This window comes from Pelatocladus sp. (assembly GCF_059505505.1).
The window spans coordinates 34,936-58,455 of the sequence record NZ_JCACKS010000129.1; the positions used below are offsets into that span (position 1 = coordinate 34,936).

Annotated in this window: 19 protein-coding genes; 4 read left to right on the plus strand and 15 right to left on the minus strand. The window is 40.0% G+C overall.

All coding sequences use genetic code 11. The features are described 5' to 3' along the window. Positions 1-108: 108 nt before the first annotated feature. The 9 genes from AC5JMK_RS11525 to AC5JMK_RS11565 form a co-directional block, all read right to left on the minus strand. The gene (locus tag AC5JMK_RS11525; RefSeq protein WP_495910126.1) at positions 109-3,144 is read right to left on the minus strand and encodes a N,N-dimethylformamidase beta subunit family domain-containing protein; all 3,036 of its coding nucleotides are present in this window, start codon (positions 3,142-3,144) and stop codon (positions 109-111) included. Between the two features lie 456 nt (positions 3,145-3,600). Continuing rightward, a complete protein-coding gene (locus AC5JMK_RS11530; protein ID WP_096676334.1) occupies positions 3,601-4,584 on the minus strand; it encodes a methionyl-tRNA formyltransferase in 984 nt (327 codons plus the stop codon). An 80-nt stretch (positions 4,585-4,664) separates the two neighbouring features. Next, positions 4,665-5,675, minus strand: coding sequence for a hypothetical protein (locus AC5JMK_RS11535; protein ID WP_495910127.1), 1,011 nt, complete (start codon positions 5,673-5,675; stop codon positions 4,665-4,667). Beyond that, positions 5,675-6,784, minus strand: a complete 1,110-nt coding sequence (locus AC5JMK_RS11540; protein ID WP_495910128.1) for a DegT/DnrJ/EryC1/StrS family aminotransferase — start codon at positions 6,782-6,784, stop codon at positions 5,675-5,677. Before AC5JMK_RS11540 ends, AC5JMK_RS11535 begins: the two co-directional genes overlap by 1 nt. After that, the gene (locus AC5JMK_RS11545) at positions 6,781-7,824 is read right to left on the minus strand and encodes a Gfo/Idh/MocA family protein (RefSeq protein WP_096676331.1); all 1,044 of its coding nucleotides are present in this window, start codon (positions 7,822-7,824) and stop codon (positions 6,781-6,783) included. The genes AC5JMK_RS11540 and AC5JMK_RS11545 overlap by 4 nt, the downstream gene beginning before the upstream one ends. An 89-nt stretch (positions 7,825-7,913) precedes the next feature. Continuing rightward, a complete protein-coding gene (locus AC5JMK_RS11550; protein ID WP_495910129.1) occupies positions 7,914-8,426 on the minus strand; it encodes an acyltransferase in 513 nt (170 codons plus the stop codon). Between the two features lie 16 nt (positions 8,427-8,442). Beyond that, the gene (locus AC5JMK_RS11555; RefSeq protein WP_096676329.1) at positions 8,443-9,729 is read right to left on the minus strand and encodes an ABC transporter ATP-binding protein; all 1,287 of its coding nucleotides are present in this window, start codon (positions 9,727-9,729) and stop codon (positions 8,443-8,445) included. A 15-nt stretch (positions 9,730-9,744) separates the two neighbouring features. Then, positions 9,745-10,587, minus strand: coding sequence for an ABC transporter permease (locus AC5JMK_RS11560; protein ID WP_096676328.1), 843 nt, complete (start codon positions 10,585-10,587; stop codon positions 9,745-9,747). Between the two features lie 546 nt (positions 10,588-11,133). Then, positions 11,134-12,462, minus strand: coding sequence for a glycosyltransferase family 4 protein (locus tag AC5JMK_RS11565; protein ID WP_096676327.1), 1,329 nt, complete (start codon positions 12,460-12,462; stop codon positions 11,134-11,136). Positions 12,463-14,405: 1,943 nt separating this feature from the next. On the opposite strand from AC5JMK_RS11565, the gene AC5JMK_RS11570 reads away from it, so the two are divergent. Then, the gene (locus AC5JMK_RS11570; protein WP_096676326.1) at positions 14,406-16,571 is read left to right on the plus strand and encodes a GumC family protein; all 2,166 of its coding nucleotides are present in this window, start codon (positions 14,406-14,408) and stop codon (positions 16,569-16,571) included. Between the two features lie 8 nt (positions 16,572-16,579). Here AC5JMK_RS11570 and AC5JMK_RS11575 read toward each other — a convergent pair whose 3' ends face one another. Then, positions 16,580-17,599 (minus strand): aldo/keto reductase, encoded by a 1,020-nt coding sequence (locus AC5JMK_RS11575; protein ID WP_096676325.1) that lies wholly within the window; start codon positions 17,597-17,599, stop codon positions 16,580-16,582. Positions 17,600-17,740: 141 nt separating this feature from the next. Beyond that, positions 17,741-18,082: a cytochrome c6 PetJ gene (gene petJ / locus AC5JMK_RS11580; protein WP_096676324.1), complete on the minus strand. Its 342-nt coding sequence runs from the start codon at positions 18,080-18,082 to the stop codon at positions 17,741-17,743. Positions 18,083-18,218: 136 nt separating this feature from the next. Between petJ and AC5JMK_RS11585 the strand changes: the two genes are divergently transcribed. After that, the gene (locus AC5JMK_RS11585; protein ID WP_096676323.1) at positions 18,219-19,007 is read left to right on the plus strand and encodes a histidine kinase; all 789 of its coding nucleotides are present in this window, start codon (positions 18,219-18,221) and stop codon (positions 19,005-19,007) included. Between the two features lie 544 nt (positions 19,008-19,551). On the opposite strand, the gene AC5JMK_RS11590 is transcribed toward AC5JMK_RS11585, so the two are convergent. The 4 genes from AC5JMK_RS11590 to AC5JMK_RS11605 all read right to left on the minus strand — a co-directional run bounded on the left by AC5JMK_RS11590 (position 19,552) and on the right by AC5JMK_RS11605 (position 22,040). After that, positions 19,552-19,734: a YqaE/Pmp3 family membrane protein gene (locus AC5JMK_RS11590; RefSeq protein WP_096676322.1), complete on the minus strand. Its 183-nt coding sequence runs from the start codon at positions 19,732-19,734 to the stop codon at positions 19,552-19,554. A gap of 73 nt (positions 19,735-19,807) precedes the next feature. After that, positions 19,808-20,209: a phage holin family protein gene (locus AC5JMK_RS11595; protein ID WP_096676321.1), complete on the minus strand. Its 402-nt coding sequence runs from the start codon at positions 20,207-20,209 to the stop codon at positions 19,808-19,810. 264 nt (positions 20,210-20,473) lie between these two features. Further along, a complete protein-coding gene (locus tag AC5JMK_RS11600; protein ID WP_495910130.1) occupies positions 20,474-20,815 on the minus strand; it encodes a 2Fe-2S iron-sulfur cluster-binding protein in 342 nt (113 codons plus the stop codon). A gap of 97 nt (positions 20,816-20,912) precedes the next feature. Continuing rightward, a complete protein-coding gene (locus AC5JMK_RS11605; RefSeq protein WP_096676319.1) occupies positions 20,913-22,040 on the minus strand; it encodes a peptidylprolyl isomerase in 1,128 nt (375 codons plus the stop codon). Positions 22,041-22,444: 404 nt separating this feature from the next. On the opposite strand from AC5JMK_RS11605, the gene AC5JMK_RS11610 reads away from it, so the two are divergent. Together AC5JMK_RS11610 and AC5JMK_RS11615 are read left to right on the plus strand one after the other, a co-directional pair. Continuing rightward, positions 22,445-22,792 carry a YbaB/EbfC family nucleoid-associated protein gene (locus AC5JMK_RS11610; RefSeq protein ID WP_017312047.1) on the plus strand — a complete coding sequence of 116 codons (348 nt, stop codon included), beginning with the start codon at positions 22,445-22,447 and terminating at the stop codon, positions 22,790-22,792. A 65-nt stretch (positions 22,793-22,857) separates the two neighbouring features. Beyond that, complete coding sequence (locus tag AC5JMK_RS11615; protein ID WP_495910131.1) at positions 22,858-23,376, plus strand: low molecular weight protein-tyrosine-phosphatase; 519 nt, start codon at positions 22,858-22,860, stop codon at positions 23,374-23,376. Positions 23,377-23,520: the final 144 nt, after the last annotated feature.

Sequence of the window (23,520 nt, forward strand, 5' to 3'; positions counted from 1 at the left end):
AATATCCCTATGTAAGGTGCGTCAGTATGAATAATCTCTTGGTATTTCCAGGTTCTCTCTGACTGACGCACCCTACTAACTTATTTCATTCGTCGCTGTTGGACGCTTTTAAGGAACGATGAGGTTTGCATTTGGCGTTTGGGGTCTAGCTCCCATATCTGCCAAGATATTGACAGTTGTTTGCTTGACCCGAATATCTTCCCTAGCTGGGCTAACATCATCACTGTCTAGCCCCCATGACCACTGATTAGTTCCGGAAGCAAAAACTTTAGCTCCACTACTTGCTGTGTAGCGGGCTGAGTGAGCCTTAGTGAAATCCTGGTTAGCAGGAAGAGTCTGTTCTCCAGGTGGTTCGTCAAAGGTTGGCAATAGGGGAGCAGGCTCAACTGTTGAGTTAGACAAAGTGACAAGACCCGCAGGAGCAGACCCATTATTCACGGTGAAATCCCATTCGTAGCCTACTAAAAGCTCGAACTGATCTCCATTCTGGAGTCCCGTGTTCGCATAGTAAGGATCATTGCTGTTGGTAACAACATAGTTATAACCACCGTAGAGATTTGTGGTGTCGCTACCGTACATGATTCCCAATAAGGAGTTTTCCGGTCGTTGGTTCTGGACGCTGCGGAATTTATTAGTAGCTGCTGATGCTCCTTGTTGCTGGGCGATTGGATCTGATGCCCAATCTTGTTTGTAGCACGCCATCACCCGATCCGGCTTCACCTGCCCAGCAGCAGAAGTAGAATTTTCAAACCTCACTCGCCAATAGCAAGTATTAGCAGAGAAAAATCCCAAATTAACTCCAGCGCCGCGGCCAGCCTCGACCGCATCACGCATTTCTTTAGACCAGTACTCATCATGCCCTACAGACAGGAATACTTTGTGATTGTTGGGATTGAGCAATGTTTGGCCGTTGGCGTGAATCTGCATGTTGTCGGTATAGGTGACATTGTAAGCTTGAGATTCCAACCAGCGCACCATATTGTATTCCCATCGCAGGGGTGTGTCGAACTCGTAGGACTCTTGATAGCTTGCTTGGGAGAAGGGTCGGTCGTAGGAAACCTTGAAAGCTCGTTGGCCGCCAATACTGTTAAAGCTGTACAAGCTATAACCCCCAGTCGTGCTATACGCTAGGACACAAGAAACGGCACTTTGGAACAAGATATCCGCATTGCTGCTATCATCTCGGACGACAAACCACACGTGTGCCACTCTACTACTAGCCTGATCGGTCAGCTTGGCAACATAAATACCGCTAGTCCAGTTATTGCCTACTTGCAATACATAAGAAGTCGTCCAGTTACACTCGACTAAGCGGGTATTAGAATCTAAGGTACAGGGGTTTTGGACGGTGCCAGTGAGCGAGCCGCTACTAGCCATTAGCCTTCCTCCCGTGCCACCATAGTAGCCCAGGCGGTATACGTCGATGGTAAACTGTCCAGCTTGTCCAAGGGAAACCTTAATGTCCAGCGATCCCCCCTTATTGACACTGGTTGCTGAAGCATAGCCAGCGATCTCACCACTGGCTCGGTTGACAAGCTTCCAGTTAGTTGTGCCAGAATTCAGATTTTCTAAATAGATAGGATTGGGATTCGGCGGAGTTGCTGAAGCTGAGAAGGTAGTACTGCCGATACCTGCTGCTGTTGCAGTGACTACTACCCCTCCAGGAGCACTGGGTACTGGGCCGAGCGTCAAGGTTGTACTTGCCTGACCACTAGCATTAGTTACTGCACTAGTGGGCGAGACTGACCCACCACCACTAGTAACGGCAAAGTTCACCGTGATCCCTGACTGAGGACTGTTTTGAGCATTTAGGACTCGCACTACTAGGGGATTGGGTAGAGTAGAGCCAGTAGCGCCATTCTGATTATCTCCACTGACTTTTTCTAAGGTACTACCAGCGACAAAGCCAATATCGCGATAATAGTTACTATTTTGGTAAGAATTTGTTGGGAAAGAATTCGGATTGACGTTGTACACTCCATTGTTGCCGTCTGCCACTGAACTCAGATCGCCATTAACAATGGAACTGCCCAGTTCATTGTTAGTTATGACATAATAGGCGTTAACGTTGACACTAACTACATAAGTAGTATTCGCTTGAATGTCAACTGGCGTTTCTAGAAGTTGCTGCTGCCAGCCAGAAGCCGTTTCGTTAGAAAAAGTGACGCTTCCTAAGAGTGTTCCCGTTGCTGTCCAGATTTTGCCAATGTGAGTTCCGGTTTCGCTAGCGGCTTTCCAGAAGCGAATAGCGTTAATTTGCCCCCCTGTGGCGCTGCGGAATTTCATGCCTAACTCGTAGGGAACGTTATCAGTGAAATTCGCATTGGTTGGAACTTGATTCGTGAACAGCTTTTGGTTGTTCACTGAGGGGTTGGCAGTAGCATTAAAGGTTACGCTACCTACTCCGGTTGCCGTAGCACTGACAGTATTAGTCACAGGACTTGTTGCCCCAGAAGCAGTTCCCAGTGTTAAGGTGGTACTAGCCTGACCGCTAGCATTAGTTACTGCACTAGTAGGCGAGACTGACCCCCCGCCAGCAGTAACGGCAAAGTTCACCGTAACTCCGGATTGAGGATTACCAGAACTGTCTTTGACCTGAACAACTAAGGGATCGGGCAGAGTTGCACCTGTTGCACCAGTCTGATTGTCGCCGCTAATCTTTGTAATCGTTGGTAGAGAGACAACCACAAAGTTGATATCACGAAAATAATTCGTATTCCGGTAAGAATTGCTTGGGAAGGCTCCTGAAGTTCCATTAAACACCCCATTATTACCGTCTGCCACTGAACTGAGATCCCCATTAGTTATGGAGTTGGCTAATTGATCATTAGTGAAGACATAATAGGCGTTGACGTTGACACTGACTACATAGGTCGTATTGGCTTGAATGTCAACTGGTGTGCTGAGAGCCTGCTCTTGCCAGCCAGAAGCCGTCTCATTAGAAAAAGTGACGCTTCCCAGGAGAGTTCCCGTTGCCGTCCAGATCCTGCCAGTATGAGTTCCTGTCTCGCTAGCGGCTTTCCAAAAGCGAATGGTGGTAATCTGTCCCCCTGTGGCGCTGCGGAATTTCATGCCTAATTCGTAGGGAACGTTGTCAGTGAAATTTGCAACGCTTGGGGATTGATTGGTAAAGAGGGTAGTCATAGATATTACCTATTAAAGTTAAATTTCTATGGTTAAGTAGCTGCGACTTCTAGTCACCAGGTAAGTTTGAAAAATTGAGATGCTCCCCTAAATCTCCCTTATGAGGATGTTTGAAAAGTCTAAATTGTTACTCACCTGGGCGATGAAAAATCGCGGCTACACGAGACAAAACCCGCCGACGCGGGTTTAAAACCCTTAATTTTCCATTAGTCGGCGTGGCGGACTTCCTTTCAGGAAGCCGCTACGCGTCGCGCTTGTGTAGTCGCAGTAGCAAATTATATTCGCCCAATACTTTTCAAACATCCTATAAGGCAATTAGCATAAAATTTGACACTTCAAAACTTTTCAAACAGCCGCTAAAGCGTCTATGTCATTGGTCATTAGTAAGGGTATTAGGTTTGTTTACCTGATTTGAGAATATTAAATACTGATTTTCGAGCAAACTTGAATAAGCGACTATTTTGTATAGGCTCCTTTTAAGTTTGTAATTTCTTCTTCAAGAACTTGAATACGATTTAGTAAATCAAATTTACTTAAACCTAAAGTGCTTTTGACAGACTTAATCACATTTGCGGCTGCTGTTCTTTCTTCTTGTTCCCATTGCACCTCCAAAATTCTGATCACACCATCACCGCTCAGAACATCGATATAACCTTCTGATTTCGATCTACTAATAATTCGACCTGGAATACGTCCAACATAAATTGGGGGATTCTCTATTGGCTTTGCTTGCCAAATTAATAATTTTTTTCCCTGAAAGTAGGTGTAGGCACCCGGAAAAGGAGAGACTAATGCTCGAATGAAACAGTCTATTTGTCTAGTAGATTTTGACCAATTAATTTCACCGTCTTCTGGCAAACGAGTGCAACAATAAGTAGCTTCAGAGTTGTTTTGTGGTATACCTTCATAGCCATGCAAGGCTTTGACAACTGTTTCTCCTAAATACTGGCGTTGGATATCATTGAGGTTGTTATATATATCAGCTACCGTATTATCAAAGTGAATCGGAATTAATTGTTGAAATAAAATATTTCCCTCATCTAATTCCGGCGATATTTTATGAATAGTGATTGCTGCACAAGGTTCATCATTGATGATTGCCCAATTAACATTGGCACGACCACGATATTGGGGCAAAGGCGAATAATGAACATTGATAAAAGCAGACAATTCAATTAGTTCTGGTGGTAGAATTTGGTTATAAGAAGAAACCACTACACAATCTGGCTGCAACTTTAAAATTAAAGATTTAATTTCTGACTGTGAAGTATTTATAAATATGGGGATATCGTTTTGTTGTGCTAAGTTAACAACTGGGTCATTTGTGTTAGATTTAGGATCTATATTTCTTACTATTCCTTGCACCTTGGAATTGGGAATTAAAGATTCCAAGGCAGTTAAACTTGTCGTTCCTAAACCGATTAAGAGTACATTACTCATTTACCTTTTTTATACATGGTCGTGAAAATCTGATAGCTGTTCATTATTCACTAATTTAAGTACTAATACAAGATTTAAATTTACAGCAGTTGCACAAATTCTAGAGATTCTTGATTTAACTCGGAAAATTGTTGTTGCCAAATAACTTCAGCAGCTTTCAATCCCCCTGTTTGCAGGCGAATGATTGGTTCTGCTCCCACTCCTGATGGCAAGATCGCCATGTGTCCCGGTTTTGGCTCTATTTCTGGCCATACAGGTAAGTTATGGGATGAAAAAGCAGATCGCTCAATATCTCCCCAGTATTGAGCTACTAGCACCCCTGGCCAATATTTGGCAATCGTAGCTACATCTTTTGCAGATAGTACTGGTTCTTGTCGTGGTTGCAAAGCCACCAAAACAGCATCGTAGATTTTGTTTCTAGGGGCTGCTGTGAGACTGTCAACTGTGTCTACGATCGCACCAGCATTTATCAGTCCACGTTCTATAAACGAACTAAAAGGATTATCACACAACAATAAGATGTTATTTGTGTAAACAGCAATACCAGCATCTAGTAACAGCTTAACCGCCATAATACCTAGAAATGAAAAAACATCCACTCCTGGATGCCGCTCATTGACACCTACAACCTGGATACCTCGTTGACGACAAACATAAAGATCCACATCTTCTGGTCGAAATTCCCAGGCCTCGTACATGAGGGCAATGACTGCGGTGGGTTTCATCCACCCAATCATCTCTGCATCGATAGGACGCACGTGTCCACTATTGGTGATCATATCTGCCTGGGCGACAATAGTTTTTGTTTTCTCGCTGAGAAATTCGATGCGATCGCTCACCCCTGCAATTTCTGCTAATTGCTGTGTCTGTCTTGTTACAAATTTTACAGTACCATAACGGCTACTACGGGTAAGTGCAAACACTTTTTCTGCCCCTGCCATAGCTGCCAGTACAGGTGTAACTACGTAGGCTCCAGTCGCAGCTTCTGTCAGTACATTCAGGTTCTCAAGTTGCAGATTGCAGCGCTCAATTGACTGCTGCATGAGGGTGACGAGACGTTGGGAGTTTAAACCAGGGCGGCTGTCGTTCATTACACACTCACTCCCTGAAGAATGCTTTGGAGAGTTTCAGCAATAATATGAACCTGGTCAGTTGTAAGTTCAGCATACATGGGTAGTGAAAGTTCTTCCCTAGCTGCTAGTTCTGAATGAGGAAAATCCCCAGGTTTATAGCCCAAATCTGCGTAAGCCGCTTGTAGGTGTACGGGAATAGGGTAGTGAATGCCTGTTTGAACACCCTGTGCGTTGAGTTGTTGTTGCAGTTTTTCTCGTTGAGAAGTACGCACGGCGTAAACATGGTAAACATGATAACTATAGGGCATCACTGTGGGTGTTGTGATACTTGAGTTTGCTAGCAGTTCGTCGTAATGTGCTGCTAGTGATCTACGTGCCTCAGTCCACTTATCTAAATAGCGTAACTTGACCCGTAAAATTGCTCCTTGTACCCCATCCATGCGGTAGTTATAACCTTTGAGAACATGATGATATTTGCTTTCTTGTCCCCAGTCACGCAACATCCGCATTGTTTTTGCATATTCAGGATTATTGGTGACGACTGAGCCACCTTCACCGTAAGCACCTAAATTCTTCCCAGGGTAAAAACTAAAACAACCAATGTCCCCAATACTGCCTACCCGTTGTCCTTTGTACTCAGCGCGGTGAGCTTGAGCAGCATCTTCAATCACGGTCAAACCATGACGTCGAGCAATTTCCATAATCGGGTTCATGTCTGCTGGTTGTCCATACAAATGAACTGGCAGAATGGCTTTAGTTTTTTCGGTAATGGCTTGTTCAATTTTGGTGACATCGATGGTGTAGGAAACGGGATCAATGTCTACAAATACGGGTGTCGCCCCGGTATATACAATTGCCGCAACCGTGGCAACAAAAGTGAAAGGTGTAGTAATTACTTCGTCACCAGGACCAATGTTAGCTGCCAATAGCGCTAAGTGCAGGGCGCTGGTTCCTGTGTTTAAGGCTATACTGTAATCGGCATTGCAATATTGGGCAAATTCTTGCTCAAAAGCTGTGACTTCACTACCCAAAATAAATTGGGTGCTTTCCAATACCTTAAGGACAGCAGTATTAATCTCTTCTTTAATACTTAAGTACTGTGCTTTTAAATCTACAAAGGGAATCATACTGCTACCTGTGCTGAATTCAGTTCAACTAATTGACCATGCTGCTTCATAGACTGGGTAGCAGCTTCCAAAATGCTTACTACTTGTAGCCCTGCTTGACCATTGGTAATGGGGCGATCGCCTGTTTCAATACAATTGATAAAGTGCAATCCTTCTGTGCGTAGTGCTTCGGTCATATCTAAATGAGGAGACCACATATCTCCTGTGCGATAACCAATCAACATTTGATATACGCTTTCCGCAGAATTATTGCCATTGACTGTAATGCCTTTGTCGTAGATTTTGACTTTTTCGCTAGGTTCTAAGTCATCGTAAACAATCATACGTTGACTGCCACCAATCAGTGTCCGACGTACTTTCACTGGTGCTAACCAGTTGACATGAATGTGAGCAATTAAGTTACTTTCAAAGAACAAGGTCAAATAGGCAATATTTTCCGGTTCTCCAGGAACATGACTCATGCCTGTCGCCGAAACGGCATAAGGTTGAGATGGCAATACATAGTTCATAATTGAGAGATCGTGGACTGCCAAATCCCAAATCACGTTGACATCATGTTGGAAGAGTCCCAAGTTGACGCGCACAGAATCATAGTAAAAAATATCACCAATTGCCTTGGTAACTACTAGATCCCGCATTTTACGCACTGCACCCGTATAGACAAAGGTGTGATCCACCATTAATACTAAGTTGCGTTTTTCTGCTTCTTCAATTAACCGCAGGGCTTGTTCTGAAGAGACAGTCATAGGCTTTTCTACCAGTACGTGCTTGCCAGCTTGTAATGCAGCCAAAGCCAAGTCGAAGTGTGTAGATACAGGTGTGGCGATCGCCACAGCATCTATTTTAGGGTCGTTAAATATATCGCGGCAGTCTGTTGTAATCTCTATTTTGGGGTATCTTGCTTGTACCTTTGCCAATAGTTCTGGCTTAAAATCGCTGACTGTTTTTACTTGTGTTCCTGGAATTTCAGCAAAGTTTCTGACCAGATTTGGACCCCAGTAACCGTAACCAATGACACCGATGTTAATATTGTTACTCATTTTTCTTATATATTTTTGTTAATGAAATTTTGACTATACACAACGCTATTTTTCAATGATTTGCTAATTCTTGGTAGTGCTGCTGATGATTAGCCACAAATACTGGCTGCTATTTCTGGGTTTTGATTGCGATCGCGTACATCACCAATGACACGAGCAGGTACTCCCACCACAATTGCGTAATTGGGGACATCACGAGTCACTACTGCTCCAGCGCCAACGATGGCTTTTTCTCCGACTATCACACCTGCTAAGATCGTGGCATTGCTACCAATGGATGCACAGCGCTTAACCCGCGTTTCTACAACATCCCAGTCATCATCTGTTTTTAAAGTACTATCTTCATTTGTGGCACGGGGATAAAGGTCATTAGTAAACATGACACCATGACCGATAAATACCTCATCTTCCAGAATTACGCCTTCACAAAGGAAACTATGGGAAGAAATTTTACACCGACTACCTACGGTAACATTTTTCTGAATTTCCACAAACGTGCCAATCTTCGTATCATCCCCAATTGTGCAGTTGTACAGGTTTACAAGTTGGGGATGAAAAATTTTCACATTATTGCCTAACTTAACATCATCATTGATTGGCATTATTTGTCCCCTTTAATTAATATTTTTCTCCAGTTTTCCAAACCGCATCTTCTAAGTAAGTACATTCATCTGATTGCCATTGATACTCCGGACGTTCATACTTATGCATAGTGACTTCAAAGGGGCAAATTTCCCTCAGATTTTCCAGCAGAGTTTCGCTACGACGTTCGGAAAACCATGTTGTTAAGGTGTACGAACCCATATAGAGCCTCAATTTTGGTATCTCACATCGCACAATAAAAGTCCCAGTTTCTCGACGAAAGGGAGCTTCGGGATCGCAAAACCAGAGAATACAAATAGGCTGTTGTAAAGCACTCACTATTTGAAATGAGAACCACAGACTTTCATGGGGTTTTGTGATGTTTAGAGCAAACTCAAATGTAATCGCTTCTCCCCAAGAGTGAATCCCTTCTCCTTCGGAAGTATGTACCCGCGCCCAAGCTACATAATTACCTGTTTTGCTTGTAGGGGCTTGGTAATAACCAGGTTGCTCGGAATCATCTTTTTGCCCAGCCAGATATAACTGCACTGCTTTGGCAGTACTACCATCAAACTGAACCTTACCTTTAGAGAGTAGTATGCAACGTTTGGTTAGCTGGGCGATCGCTTGCATACTATGGCTAACAAACAAGACTGTTCGTCCCTCTTTGGTAGCGACATCATCCATTTTCCCCAAACATTTCTTTTGAAATGCGGAATCGCCCACTGCTAACACTTCATCTACAATTAAAATTTCTGGCTCTAAGTGAGCTGCAACAGAAAAAGCAAGACGGACATACATTCCAGACGAATAGCGCTTGACTGGTGTATCTAAAAACTTTTCTACTTCCGCAAAAGCAACTATTTCATCAAACTTCTTCTTAATCTCGACTCTACTCATTCCCAAAACAGAACCGTTGAGGAAGATGTTTTCTCGTCCGGTTAATTCTGGGTGAAATCCCGTCCCTACTTCTAGGAGACTTGCTACTCTACCTTTGATAGCGATACGTCCCTTCGTTGGTTCGGTAATGCGGCTCAAAACTTTTAGGAGTGTCGATTTTCCGGCTCCATTGCGTCCAATCACACCAATGGCTTCACCCTGCTGAATCTCAAAAGAAACGTCTTTTAATGCCCAAAATTCTTCACGGGTAGGGTTAGATACTTTTTTGGGATCGGGCTTGATCAGTCTCTTTGTCAGAGATTTAGCTCCATCAGCAATTACATCTCGTAGGGCCTTGTAGCGATAGCGACCAGAGTTATCCTGTTGGTGTGCAATAATAAATTTTTTACCCAGATTTTCTACGCGAATCATAGTATTAGACATCTGCTTTGCTCCTTTCTAAATTACGTCAGCAAACGTCCGTTCCATTTTACGGAAGTACCAAATGCCACTTACTAGTAATAAGGCAACTAATCCGACAGAAAGTGCAAATCCAGGTAAGTAAATTTGTGACTCCCCACCCAAAATTGCCCAGCGAAAGCCATCAATCACACCCACCATTGGATTTAATGAGTAAAGTAATCGCCACTGCGGCGGTACAACACTGCTGCTAAAGCCCACAGGTGAGATATACAAGCCAAACTGCACAATAAACGGTACTATGTAGCGAAAATCGCGATATTCAACATTCAATGCAGCCAACCATAGTCCTACACCTACAGATGCTGCAAAGGCAATTAAGATAAATACTGGTAGAGTTAAAATTCGCCAATCTGGTACAAAGTTATACCATGCCATTAGTCCTAAAAGGATGATGCCGGAGATCATGAAATCTACAAAGCTGACTACTACTGAACTAATTGGTACTATCAAACGGGGAAAATATACTTTAGAAACTAAGTTGGCATTATTAATTAAACTATTACTACTTTCACTCAAAGCATTGGCAAAAAACTGCCAGGGGAGCATAGCAGCAAATACTAAAATTGGATAGGGCGCTCCTTCTGAAGGCAATTTAGCCAAATTTCCAAATACCACGGTAAAAACAACCATTGTTAAAAATGGTCGGATCAATGCCCAAGCTATGCCGATCGCAGTTTGTTTGTAACGCACCAAAATATCTCGCCAAGCAAGAAAATATAATAGCTCTCGGTAGCGCCAAATGTCTTGCCAATACTGACGTTCGGTGCGTCCAGCCTCAATCACTAATTCTTGACTAGAGGCGATTTCTTGACTACTCATGATTTTTTGTTGTGTTGTTAATACAACTGATATTTTTGATTGACGCTATTGAAATAACAGCTAGATTTTGGACAGTTATGTAGCTCTTAGCTTTGAATGTTTCCGATCAAGATCACACCTTCTCTACGGTTTGGCCTCCAATAGTAAGAATGAAGGTTACGTTGGAGGGACTGAGATCAAAAGACCATCGAAGCCCAACTCCTAAACAAATAGCAATCTATATGTTTTGAAATAAATTTAGTTTTCCTAGTTATGAGGCAAAAAAGGTATGTAACTACAAAATAGGCTTACTATCTTTTAATAACTATTAAAAGTTTTTATGCTTGGTTTTAAAACATAGTCAATTACCGTAATAGTAGACTGCTGAACATCATACATTATTAAGGTTAATATATGATTTATTTTTTACTTATCATTGTGAGAATGATACAAAGTTCAAACACAAAATATTAAATACATCAAGCCAAAATTTTGGCTGTCTAATTTGCATTTGAACAAAGGATCTATCTATTAATGGAACTCCTGCTAGTTAACGCTTGATTCCTTTTATTTATCCCACCTAATACTCTGCTGCAATACATCTAAATATTGTCGAGATATGATCTCAGGCGTATAGTGCGATCGCATATACTGACGACCAGCCCTACCCATACGCTGTGCTAATTCTCGATCTTGACTAAGCAGGCGAATAAACTCAGCCAAACCATGACTATCTCCATTTTCAAAGGTGTCACCACAATTGGCTTGTGTAATCATTTGTCTCAGGTATGAATACTCAGAACAAATGACTGCAACTGGTCGCCCAGTCGCCAAAGCTGGATAAAGTTTACTAGGAGCAACTAAACTTTCCATACCCCCATCAACACTGACTAGAGATAAGTCCCCAGCGGTTAGAGAATAGGGTAATACTTGTTTGTCTTGATAAGGCAAAAATACAAAATTTTTTAGCCCTAAGTGATTGACATCCCTAATTAATTCTTCTTGTTTTGCTCCACTACCAATAAACACAAATTGAATTGGTTCATCTTGCAGTAGTTTTGCAGCCTCCAAGATAGTATCCATATCGTGACAACGACCCATGTTACCAGAGTAAAGCACAGTAAACTTATTTACTAAGTTATGTTTCCATGCAAACCAGTTTTCTTTTTTGGCAATGGGTACAATTAAATCAGGATCTCCCCAACTGTGAATTACAAAAACCTTATCTGCTACCTGTGGACAAATAGCAGTCACTCGCATTTTCATTGCAGGACTGAGAACTATGATTGCTTTGGATTTTTGCCAAACTAACTTATTGAGTTTTCGCCACAGCTTTGCTACCCAATGATCTTTTGAGATTACATTCAGAGCGATCGCGATATCTGGATAAAGGTCATAGAGTATGCAAACATAAGGAAGCTTAAACCAGGTATGAGCAAGATATCCCAAAATTGGCAAAAATGGTGGTGCTGTGGTCAGTAACAATAGGTTGAAACGACGACCATTTTTCAGTAGATGGAGTGCAGCACGCAGGGTAAATAGAACTCCATTTACTGCTTTACCTCGAATTCGTCCTGGCCAAAGTTGAGCAGTGCGCGATCGCTGCACTAGCACTTTACCTATGTGTTGAACTGATGGAGCATGAGAAGCTTTAAAAGCATATCCTGGTTGACTTGTAAAAACTTCTATGTCTACCCCAAGATATCCCAATTGTCTTGTGAGTTCTTCTAGTAATTGTCCTGTAGCAGCGTAATCTGGAGGAAAAAACTGAGTCATGACCGACAATTTGACCATTTTCGCAGTTTTTAGCAACTGCTCAGTTTTAGCTTCTGAATTATCTGAATGAGTAGAAGTAGATAGAGACAATTTCTGATTAATCCATTTACTGAGTGTCATCGGCTATATCCTGTACAAACACTTTTTTAGACGCCGTTTCTAATATAAGAAGGCAGTAAAATACACATTAATTAATAAAAGCATCTTGAATACTTCAGTATTGAATACAATACAAACAAAGGAAATAACTATTTGTTAGGTGTCTTCAAAATACTTAATCTAACTAAATATAACAATTAATTTCCTAGAAAATATACAAGCATTCATCCGTGGGTTTGATTATATATTTGTTTAGGTGTCAAAGTTAATATAGTTTGCATAAAATACAAGTATTTTTATAGAAGTTTCAAGAAATCTTTAAAAACTAAACTAATTGCATAATTTTCGCTAAATAGACAAACAAAAATCAGACGAGTAATCTTTTGTGTCAAGGAATCTCGCCATACGAAATATAAAAAAAATGGTAGGTTTTTGTCAAACAGACACAGCACTTACAACAGAATCTGTAAGTAAATTATCTAATTTTTAAACATGGAAGTATCTCAAGTGTTTAAAGATATGTTTTATGCACAAACTGTAACTCTAACAAAATAGGAATTAGCGTCATCGACTTTATCCTGTATTAAAAGATTTATCGAAATAGCGCCGAACTTATTTCAGTTATTTAATAGGGAAACAACACTTTGAATAGTTAACCGTGTTTTTTGATACTAAGGTAGGTGTAAGTTAATTATTACTTGGTCTGTTCTAAGACTATAGATTATAACTTGGTTAATTTTATACTGTATCCAAAAATCAGGCTAATTGCTTCCATTCATTGGCACGTACATCATCAAAAGTATAGAAGAACACAACATATAAAAACAAACCTACTCAAAATATCATTTATTTTTTATGATGTTGTTACAGGTGTATTTGATGCATTGATTCAACATCCTTAAAAATTATGGCAATATGCCTTTTTAACGAAGCTGTATCTTTTGCTTATCTTCACCTGAAAATTTTGGAGGACACACGCTGTTTCATATCTTACATAATTAAAAAAAATCATTACTTTGGTGGTTTTTTGTCATAGCATCAATCTGCATGAGTATATTAGCATGTTTCAAATTCATTATTATATTGAGACTCTGAAGACGATATGTTAGTCTTATATTAAAAATAATACAGGTAATAAAACATACTCGTTTTTTTGGTTATTAAGTATCATATTTTAAAAAAATGCTCTTTCAAAAGAACTTAACTTTCAATATGATAGAAGTAGTAAATAAAAATATGTATTAAAAATAACTATATTTATACTAGAAACTTAAAATAAAAGTGATTAAGATTACTTAGAAATGATGTAAGTGCTTAAGATGCCTTTCCTAGAAGCAGTATATTAAATACTTACTTGCTTGACTACTGAAAATACATTATTTAGTCCTCTTTTATCACTTTGGTTGTATAAAACATACTGTCATGATGGTTTCTAAGTATGAAATATAATCTATCCTTGAGTTTTCTATTTCTATAGGTTTGAAAAAACTGAGCATTGCATAATTACGGGATTATTTTAGAATTTCCATCAACAGCAATTACCGTGTCTCCGTGTCTGGAACTCAGCTTCAATCATCTCATTATTCGACAACGCTATAAAGTGCTACCAAACTCATAAAACAGGATTGTATTGGTGATCACAACCGTGAAAAATTTGGTATTAAGACGGCATATTATTAGTAAAACAAATCTTTTGTTGTCCTCTTCTTACCAAGTTGTATTATCAAGCTGCACATAGTACAGTATTAAGCTTGAGTAAGGCAGCACATGAATATATAAACCGATGATATACTTTAGTCACAATTATTTTAATAGTCACTATTCCGTATAAGAATAAGTATATATACTATAAACTTAAAAATTATACAAAAAACATTACTATAGCTACTTTCCGTGGAATTACACTTAATTCAAACTGTGATATAGCAAATAGCACTTAAATATTTACCAAATCTTTATAAATTATGGATAATCGGTCATATCAACCATCAAATTCTGACAGAAATCAGAATTTCTTAACGCAGCAACTGAGTAGTCAAATTATACCTTTTCCTCTATCTGAAACCCAAGGGGATGATTGGAATTTACGAGATTTTTTAAGTGTTGTAAGGCGGCGAGTACTAGTCATAGCGGGAGTAGTAGCTGTTGTAATTACAGCTACAGTATACTCATCCCTAAAGCAAAAGCCTGTGTATGAAAGCAGTTTTAGGCTATTAGTCGAACCTCTTAATAATGAGAACAAGTTGCTAGAACTTGATTCTAAGCAAAACTCTAGTTCATCAAACCCTAGTCTGGATTATGAAAGCCAAATACAGGTTCTCAAAAGTCCGGGACTAATGAAAAATATTGTTATGAAATTGCAAAGAGATTATCCAGACGTTAATTATGATTATTTAGTAAAATATCTGACTATTACTCGCCTCGGTGAAACAAGGATTATAGAAGTTAGTTATGAGAGTGATGATCCTGCTAAAGTTAAAGCTGTACTGGATCAAATTGCTAAAGCTTACTTAAAGTATAGCTTGGAACAGCGCCAAACTAGTCTGCGACAAGGTCTCAAGTTTGTAAGAGATCAACTGGTAAGCATGCAAAGACGAGTAGATCAGCTGCAAAAAGAACAGCAGGTATTCCGACAAAAGTACGATTTTGTTGATCCAGAAACACAGGCGCAACAAATAACTACTCAAGCGAACAATTTATCTCAACAAAGGCAAATAATCAATCAGCAGTTGGCTGTAGCTCGTAACAATTTAGCGAGCTTAGAGGGGGAAGAAGGAGAACTGGCTACACTGAATAATGCAGTGTTATATCAACAGTTACTTAGTCGGTTGCGTGAATTAGATGTTCAAATAGCCGCCCAAGCAACTAGTTTACAGGACGAAAACCCTACAATCCAAAATTTGAAAGAAAAACGAGAAAGCCTGTTGCCATTGCTACGTCAAGAAGCAGAACGCTTTATGAGTACAAGACTTGCGGAGGCGACAACACAGGTTCAAGCTTTAGAGGTGCAGAGCCAAGAACTTGCCAAAGCAGAGCAGCAACTTGAAGAAAAGCGTAAGCAATTGCCCATCTTAACCAGAGAATATACTGAATTACAACGGAAATTACAAGTTGCAACTGAGAGTTTGAATCGTTTTCTCAGTACCCGTGAAACCTTAGAAATTCAGGTAGCGCAAACAGAATTACCCTGGGAATTAATTCAAGCACCTACTCTACCAGAAAATCCTGCCTTAGTAGATATCAAACGTAATTTAATATCGGGATTGTTAGGTGGTTTGATCTTAGGAATTGGTCTAGCTTTGCTACTGGAGAAACTAGATAGTACTTATCATAGTGCTTATGTTCTCAAGCAAAAGATAAAAGAGCCTTTATTGGGATCAATACCTTTTGAGAGGTATCTACTAGGTAGCTCACAGCATACTTCTCTACCAAAAATTTTGCCAAGAGCAACACCAGATTCCCTATCAAAGGACATTTCTCAACCTGGTGCGATCGCTCTGCGAGATACTACTAACTACAGCACAGGTTTTCTAGAGGCTTTGCGTGTACTGAATACAAATATTCAACTACTCAGTAGCGATCGCCCAATCAGATCTATAGTTATTAGTTCAGCTATGCCAGGAGATGGCAAATCGACAGTTGCATTCCACTTGGCCGAGATCGCTTGTGCAATGGAGCAACGAGTTTTACTGGTAGATGCTAATTTGCGCCAACCTGTGATTCATGAGCTAGCAAATCTAAGTAACTTCTGGGGGTTAAGTAATTTAATTACTACAAACTTGCCAATCACAGAAGCAATTCGCCCAGCACCATTTATGAAGCAACTTTCTATACTGACTTCTGGCCCAATACCACCTGATCCAACAAAGTTGCTCTCATCTGAAAAAATGAAGCGATTGATGGAAGACTTCCAAAATACTTATGATTTAGTGATTTATGATGCTCCCCCCTTGCTTGGGCTAGCTGATGCTAGTTTAATAGCACCCCATACAGATGGCATTTTACTAATAGTGAGGATGGAAAAAACAGACTCTTCCATACTGAAGCGGGCTTTAGATAGTTTGAAAATGTCTCGCATGAACGTTTTAGGTATTGTTAGCAACGATCACAAACAAAACTCAGCCTATTAAGCCATCAGTTACCTGCGGTATTCATCACCACAGTCTCCAATAAGTTGATACAAATCTCCCGACTTGCTAGATATGACATCTATATTATGTATATCTTCAGTGTCAAGGCAAAACGTAAATACCTTGGCGTTATCTTCAATGTGTTCCGATACCCCAAGTTTGGCACCAACAATTACACCACCCACAGTTGGCTGATCTAATATATAGCGTACTGCGACATTAGAAATACTCACTTGATGCTTATCAGCTATTTGCTTGAGAGTTAAAAGTAATTCTTGGAATAACTTCCAACCACCCCAAGCATCTATCATGTTTTTGTATTTTCTCAGGCTGGCAGTGGAAAGTTGAAAAAGTCCTGGTTCTGGTTGTCCTAAATGTTTTTCTGATAGCAACCCGCCGCACACAGTACCGTAGGTAAAAAGTTTTATGTCATGCTCTTGACAAAAGCGCATCATCTTAACTTCTGGTCGGCGGTCAACTAAAGAAAATTGCACTTGATTAGAAACAATTTTGATCCCTGCATCGATAACAATTTGTAAGTGTTCTGTATCAAAATTAGTTAAAGCCAAATGTTTGATTTTGCCCTCAGCTTGTAATTCAGTCATATACTTCAGGGCGTCCAGGTAATTGGGATCTCGATATTCCCACCAATGAAATTGCATCAAATCCAAGGAAGTAACATCCATTCTTTTGAGGGAGATATTAATGTTTTCCTCGACAATTTTTCTGGTCATTTTTCCCGGACGAGGAACCCATTTGGTAAAAGCTTGGATATTAGACAAAGCTTCTTGAGTGCGAGTTGCAATTAACTGACGTCGAAACTCGCCAATAAAATCTTCTGCTGGCCCATAGTGATCAGCAAGATCCCAAGTAGTAAAGCCTGCATCCATATACTTAAACATACTTTGGATTGCAGCAGTCGGATTAATACGTCCATGTGCGCCAGATACTTGCCACATTCCGTTTAAGATCCGGCAGATATTTAAATCAGGAGTAAATTGCAGACGACTTGATGCGGGTAGAGTCATGCGATTTTGGATTTTAGATTACTCTTTCTTGAAGCCCCCCATAGACGCCTTGCGGCTTCCCGTTAGGGTTGGGCGTCTATGGATTATGGATTAGTTGGACTTTGCAATCTTGCGAGGAATTATTGCTATTCCTAACTCCTTTTAACGCCAGCTTTTTTCGGCTTGTTGTAAAACATAGGCGGCGACATCTTGTATTTCTTGTTCACTAAGAAGATCTTTATAGGCTGACATATTATTTTTACCATTAGCAACAAGGGAAGAAATAGCTTCTATTGAATCCATACCATATTTTTTTAGTGCTTTGAGCTTTAAGTTTTTACCTCGCCTGACGATATTACTACCGTTGATATGACAACCAGCACAATGAACATCAAAGATTTTTGCACCATTGGTTGTATCTGCGGCTAATGCTGGTTGGCTAAAGCTAATTATCAACAGTGTGAAGAGCAATAGTGTAAATTTTAGAGTAGTTTTCCCACACATAATAATACTACTTTGGTTAGTTATTTTCTATCTAAAGGAAGTACTGCTTTCAAATATCTTACGCCACAATCGTAGTGTGACATAGTGATCCTATGAAATTCTATCCAAATTAGTTAAATCTGAAAGTATCTAAAAAATGCCTAATCATATCAAAGAACAAATAACAACTGATCTTCAACAAGCAAAAGAAACCGGACAGTTGAGAGCAGAGCGAATTCGCGAAATTGTGAAAGCAGCTGTTTCTCAAGTAGTTTCTGAATTCCAAGAAGGTTCTATTGAGATTCGTTCCATTGTTAAAGACGCTGTTTCGACTGTTGTTGAAAACTTACAAGCTAAAAGCAGTGAGTACAAAGAAAATGTCACAGCTTCAATTGAGGGAGCATTAGAGGCTGTAAATACGAAAAGACATGAGTCTATTGCTAAAACTCAAGCACAGGTTAAACAGCTAGAAGCTCAACTAGATGAGGAAGAAAATAAAATCCAGCAAGAAGTTGATGGAATTTTAGCAGAGATCAAAGAATCTAATAATGTCGATTCACCGGAAAGCAAAACAGCTATTGACTCTGCTATAGATGCTATCAAGAATAGTGATGAGTTGGCTTTATTGAGAAGAAGATATGCTCAACTCCAAGCACAGTTAGCGATTGTCAAAGCTAATTTAGCCGCACGCTATGGTGGACGTTCTGAAGAAGTAAAAAGTTATCTTGATGATGCAAAAAACTGGTTCCAGCAAGCTCGTCCGCAAGCAGAAGAAGCAGTTGCTCAAGTGCAACAAAAACACGCTCAATTAGAAGAAAAAATTGGCGAAGCAGGTAGTTCAATCGCTAAAAAAGAGTATCAGATCAGACAACTACTTAGAGATTTATTGCTCTCTGGTGCTGATTGGCTAAAAGAGAAAGAACCCGTTGATAAAGTTGGGAAATAAAAGTTATAGATAGCTAATAATTGTAGGGTGGGTAATGCTCACCCTATTTTTTCATACTATTAGCCAAAGAGTATATTTATCGATATCTTGCACCTATCCCAAGGAGCATCCCAATTTTTTCAAAATACCGTAAAGCAAAGGGTTTAAACCCTTTGCTAATAGCGCAAGTCGTCTTCAGACGACTTCATAAAATCAAACAGTCTGCTGAAGCCGACTTTCGCTATCAGACTGCGATTTCAATCGCAGGCGTTTTGAACATTTGGGATGCTCCCCCTATCCCATATCCCAATACGGTTGGGATAATATCAAAAATATTGTATAGAGATTATCAATTTACGGTGTCTAAATAACAAAATAATAATACCGAAAAATCCTTAAGCGAACCGTGTTACCCCATATCCCACCTGAGTAGCATAATTCTGTTTAAACGGACTCAAATACTTTTTGTGAGAAAATATACGATCCGATATAAACTTCAGATTCCCGATTTCTTTAAGAAGTCGGGAATCTTGTTTTTCTTATGGCTTAGTTAGCAACTCAAGAATTAGGATACGGTATCTAATCTTTCTTCGTACTTGGCAATTGCCCATACACCATGAATAGCACCAGGAAGCCAACCTAGAAGAGTCAGAAGAATGTTGATCACTAAAGTTGTACTAATTCCATATGTCAGGAAAATACCAACAGGAGGTAGGAAGAATCCAAGGAGGTAACGAAGTAATTTCATAGTGTTTCTACTGCTGTTTATTTGTAAGTTTTTTGTTTCTGTTTACAATTTTCCGAAATTGACTGACTGAGATTTAGCTAGAAGGTAATTCAGCATTGGATTTCGCTGTATCACTGCTTGATAAAGCCAAATTTTTCTCAGCAAAGTATCTGTTAATGAAGGTGCTAGCAAAAGATAGAATAACAGGACCCAAAATAAAAGCTATTAGTCCATGTACAGAAAAACCAGGCACTAAAAATGCTGCCAGAGCAAAACAGATACCGTTAACAACGAGTGAAAATGCTCCCAATGATAAGAAATTTAGCGGTAAAGACAATACAGATAGAACTGGTTTAACAGAACCATTGACTAAACCAATTGCTAACGCAGCAATTAAAGCTGCTGGGAAGTTAGCAATATTAACACCAGGAACTACTAAATCAACAATTAATAAGCTTAAAGCTGTAACTAGAGCAGCTAATAAGTTTCCGGTCATCGTTTTCACCTAAAAAGCAGAAATAGAGGTTTTTATGTTCTGATACCATCTTCCGCGATGTATTATTCTTTAACCTCTCTAACAAGGTAGATTCTGCTTCTGCCATTAGGCTAGTTTTTGATGACAGAATTTATAGACCGAAGTGTTTAGATTGGGTAAATAAGCATTAACTCGATAAAACAAAATTACTACTTTTATTTTTAAGAATTATTTAATATTTGTTCTGAGTTTAGTAGAGTAGATAATTTTCTAGCTTTAAAGATACTACTCTGATTTGGGAGCATCTGATTTAAGATACAGGGAGTTTTGATACAAGACTTGTTCTTGATGAGTCTCTAAAGTGCAATCAGATAAAGGATAAGCAACACAAGTGATAGTGTAACCAGCTGCTATTTCATGCGATCGCAAAAATTTTTGCTCACTTTGATCTACTTCCCCGTCAATGCTTTTAGCAACACAGGCTGAACATTCGCCCTGTTTGCATCCAGATGGTAGACGGATACCAGCTTCTTCTGCCATATCGAGGATATATTGATCATCTGGCACTGCGATCGCACGGTCTAAGCCAGTTGCAGAATTGATGAATCGAACTTGGTAAACTGCCATTTGCTTTACTAAGGATTGAGAATCATATATTTAAGGTGGGCAATGAATGCCCACCCTAGAGAAAAAAATTACTCACATCTACATAAAAATGTTGTAATTATGCTTCCTTTGGCTCTACTAAATTTTCTGCACCCTTAACAACTTTTGCCGATTCAATTTTGTCACCTGCTTTGATTTCCCGTAAAACATCTTTACCTTCAACGACATAACCAAAAACGGTGTAACGACCATCTAAAAGATTACGTCCAGCTGGGGTAAGTTCTGGTTCATAGAGAAAGAAGAAAAATTGCGAAGAAGCACCATTATTGTCACTTTCAGGACGAGCCATAGCTACTGCACCGTAGGCAGAAAATGGCAACACAGGTAAATCGGTGTAACGTCCTGCTTGTTCTGATGTAATACCGTAGGTTGGTTCTTTGTCACCTTCAAAAAGAATTTCTAAAGGAATAGCACGATATTTATTCGTTTTGGGATCAATAAAGCCTACTTCTTTTCCTGGTGGATCACCAGTTTGGACAACGTAAGATTCTTCTGCGCGGGTGAATGGTAAACCATCATAAAAACCCCGTTGTACTAAATCAACCAAATTTCCAGCAGTTACAGGGGCATTGTAACCGTCCACTACAAAAGTAATATTACCCTTCATAGTTTTCATTTCGATGGTGGCACGACCTTTTAGTTGCGGTAAATTGCTATATTCCTTGGGAACTTCAAAGGGAAATCCCTGCACCATCAAATCTTCTATGTCACCAACGAGGTTTAACAGGTCGGCTCGTTGTGCTAATATTTGTTCTTTATCTCTGGTTTTACTTACTTCTTCAAGACTGCTCACACCTGATTTCAATTGAGAAATCAAAGCTTCAGCTTGGGTTTTGTTTGCTTGTGGTACACTAGCCAAAATTTTGCCAGGATTACTGAGAATCCGTGATGCTTTACTGAGGTCTTTGGAAACAGCACCCCAACGTCGATTGGCTCTGAGTTGGTTTGATATATCTTCCAAACTGCCTTGCAGTTCTCGTACAGGCTGATTATCTATTGGTAATGCATAGCGCAAAAGTGCTTTACCGTCAGTAATTGCGTTTCCTGCTGGTAGTCCAGCACTGCTGGAGGGAGTCCACCCGGCTGTACTTACTCCTAAAAAGAGTGTTACCAACAAAAGTGTAATGAGAGTATTCTTCAACTGAGATTTTAATGACTTGAACATGGGATGGTTCAAACGCAGCATTAATTTCTTGACTAAAACAATTCGGAAATGGGAGTTTACTTGACTTGACTTAACCCTCAATAATCTTCCCACAGTACAGGAAAGACGTAAAAGAAGAGATACGTAATATGCACAGATACAGGCGAGCCTCCTACCCCTTTAAAGAAGGCTTCGCCAACAAAGGAGGTGGGTCGCTTTGCGACACGCTTGCGCGAACGCTAACTTGTGAAATTACCTAGATTTGCACTCATCAGCCGAAATAAACTAAATCCAAGTATTAATACTTCATCCTTCACCCTTGCTAATATTGACTAAATTTGGAGAATAGGATACTTGGGGGTAAAAATAGGTAAATGACATACCGCATCTATAATTGAATTTGTTGAAATTGACTTGTTAATCAAAATACAGGTGGACAATCTCATATGACAGGTAAAGGACAAGGATTTGGCTTTGGCTTAGGAAAAATGAAAGAACTAGCTGAAGCCTTTAAAAAAGCTCAACAGGTGCAAGAAGGAGCAAAGCGCCTTCAGGAAGAACTGGAGCAAATGGAAATTGAAGGCGAAGCTGGCAATGGTTTAGTAAAGGTGATAGTCAGTGGGAACCAAGAACCTAAGCGGGTAGAAATTTCTCCAGATGCCCTCAATGAAGGCGCAGAGGTACTTTCTGATCTGGTAGCTGCGGCAATGAAAGATGCTTATAACAAATCCACAGCAACAATGCGGGAACGCATGGAAGATTTAACAAGTGGGTTGGAACTTCCTGGGTTCTAGACTTAATAGTTGTTTGTCATTTGTCTTATTCTTAATGACAAAGGACAAATGACTATATAACTTCTATGCCTTACAAACTTTTGTTTGTCTGCCTGGGAAATATCTGTCGATCGCCTGCGGCAGAAAATATTATGAATTACTTGATTGAGCAGAATGGCTTGAGTGAGTCTGCAAAACATATACTAGGCGATCGCATTATCTGTGACTCAGCTGGCACATCTAGCTATCACATCGGTAGCCCACCGGATCGACGCATGAGTTCTGCTGCATTGCAAAAGCTAGGAATCAAACTCCGTGGTTATGCTCGTCAGTTTCAAAAGTCAGACTTTCAAGACTTTGATTTGATCTTAGCTATGGATCGGGAAAATTATGACGATATTTTATCTCTTGATCCAACTGGACAATATCACCACAAAGTACATTTGATGTGTGACTTTTGTTCTCAGCATACTCTTAAAGAAGTTCCAGATCCCTACTATGGTGGTTCAGAGGGCTTTAATCAGGTAATCGAACTACTCCTTGATGCTTGTGGAGGTCTGCTGCAATACGTTTTTAATCAAGAAACTAGAAGACAGTCCCAATGATTTCACCACCAAGCATGAAATATCCGTATCAAGGTGGGTAAAAACCTGCTTTCATGGCTGATTGTTTGCGATTCAACTTGGTGTCTTGGCAATACTGCTCGGTTAAAGATTTTTCGCTTCGATTTTTGGGAATGTAGAGACCGT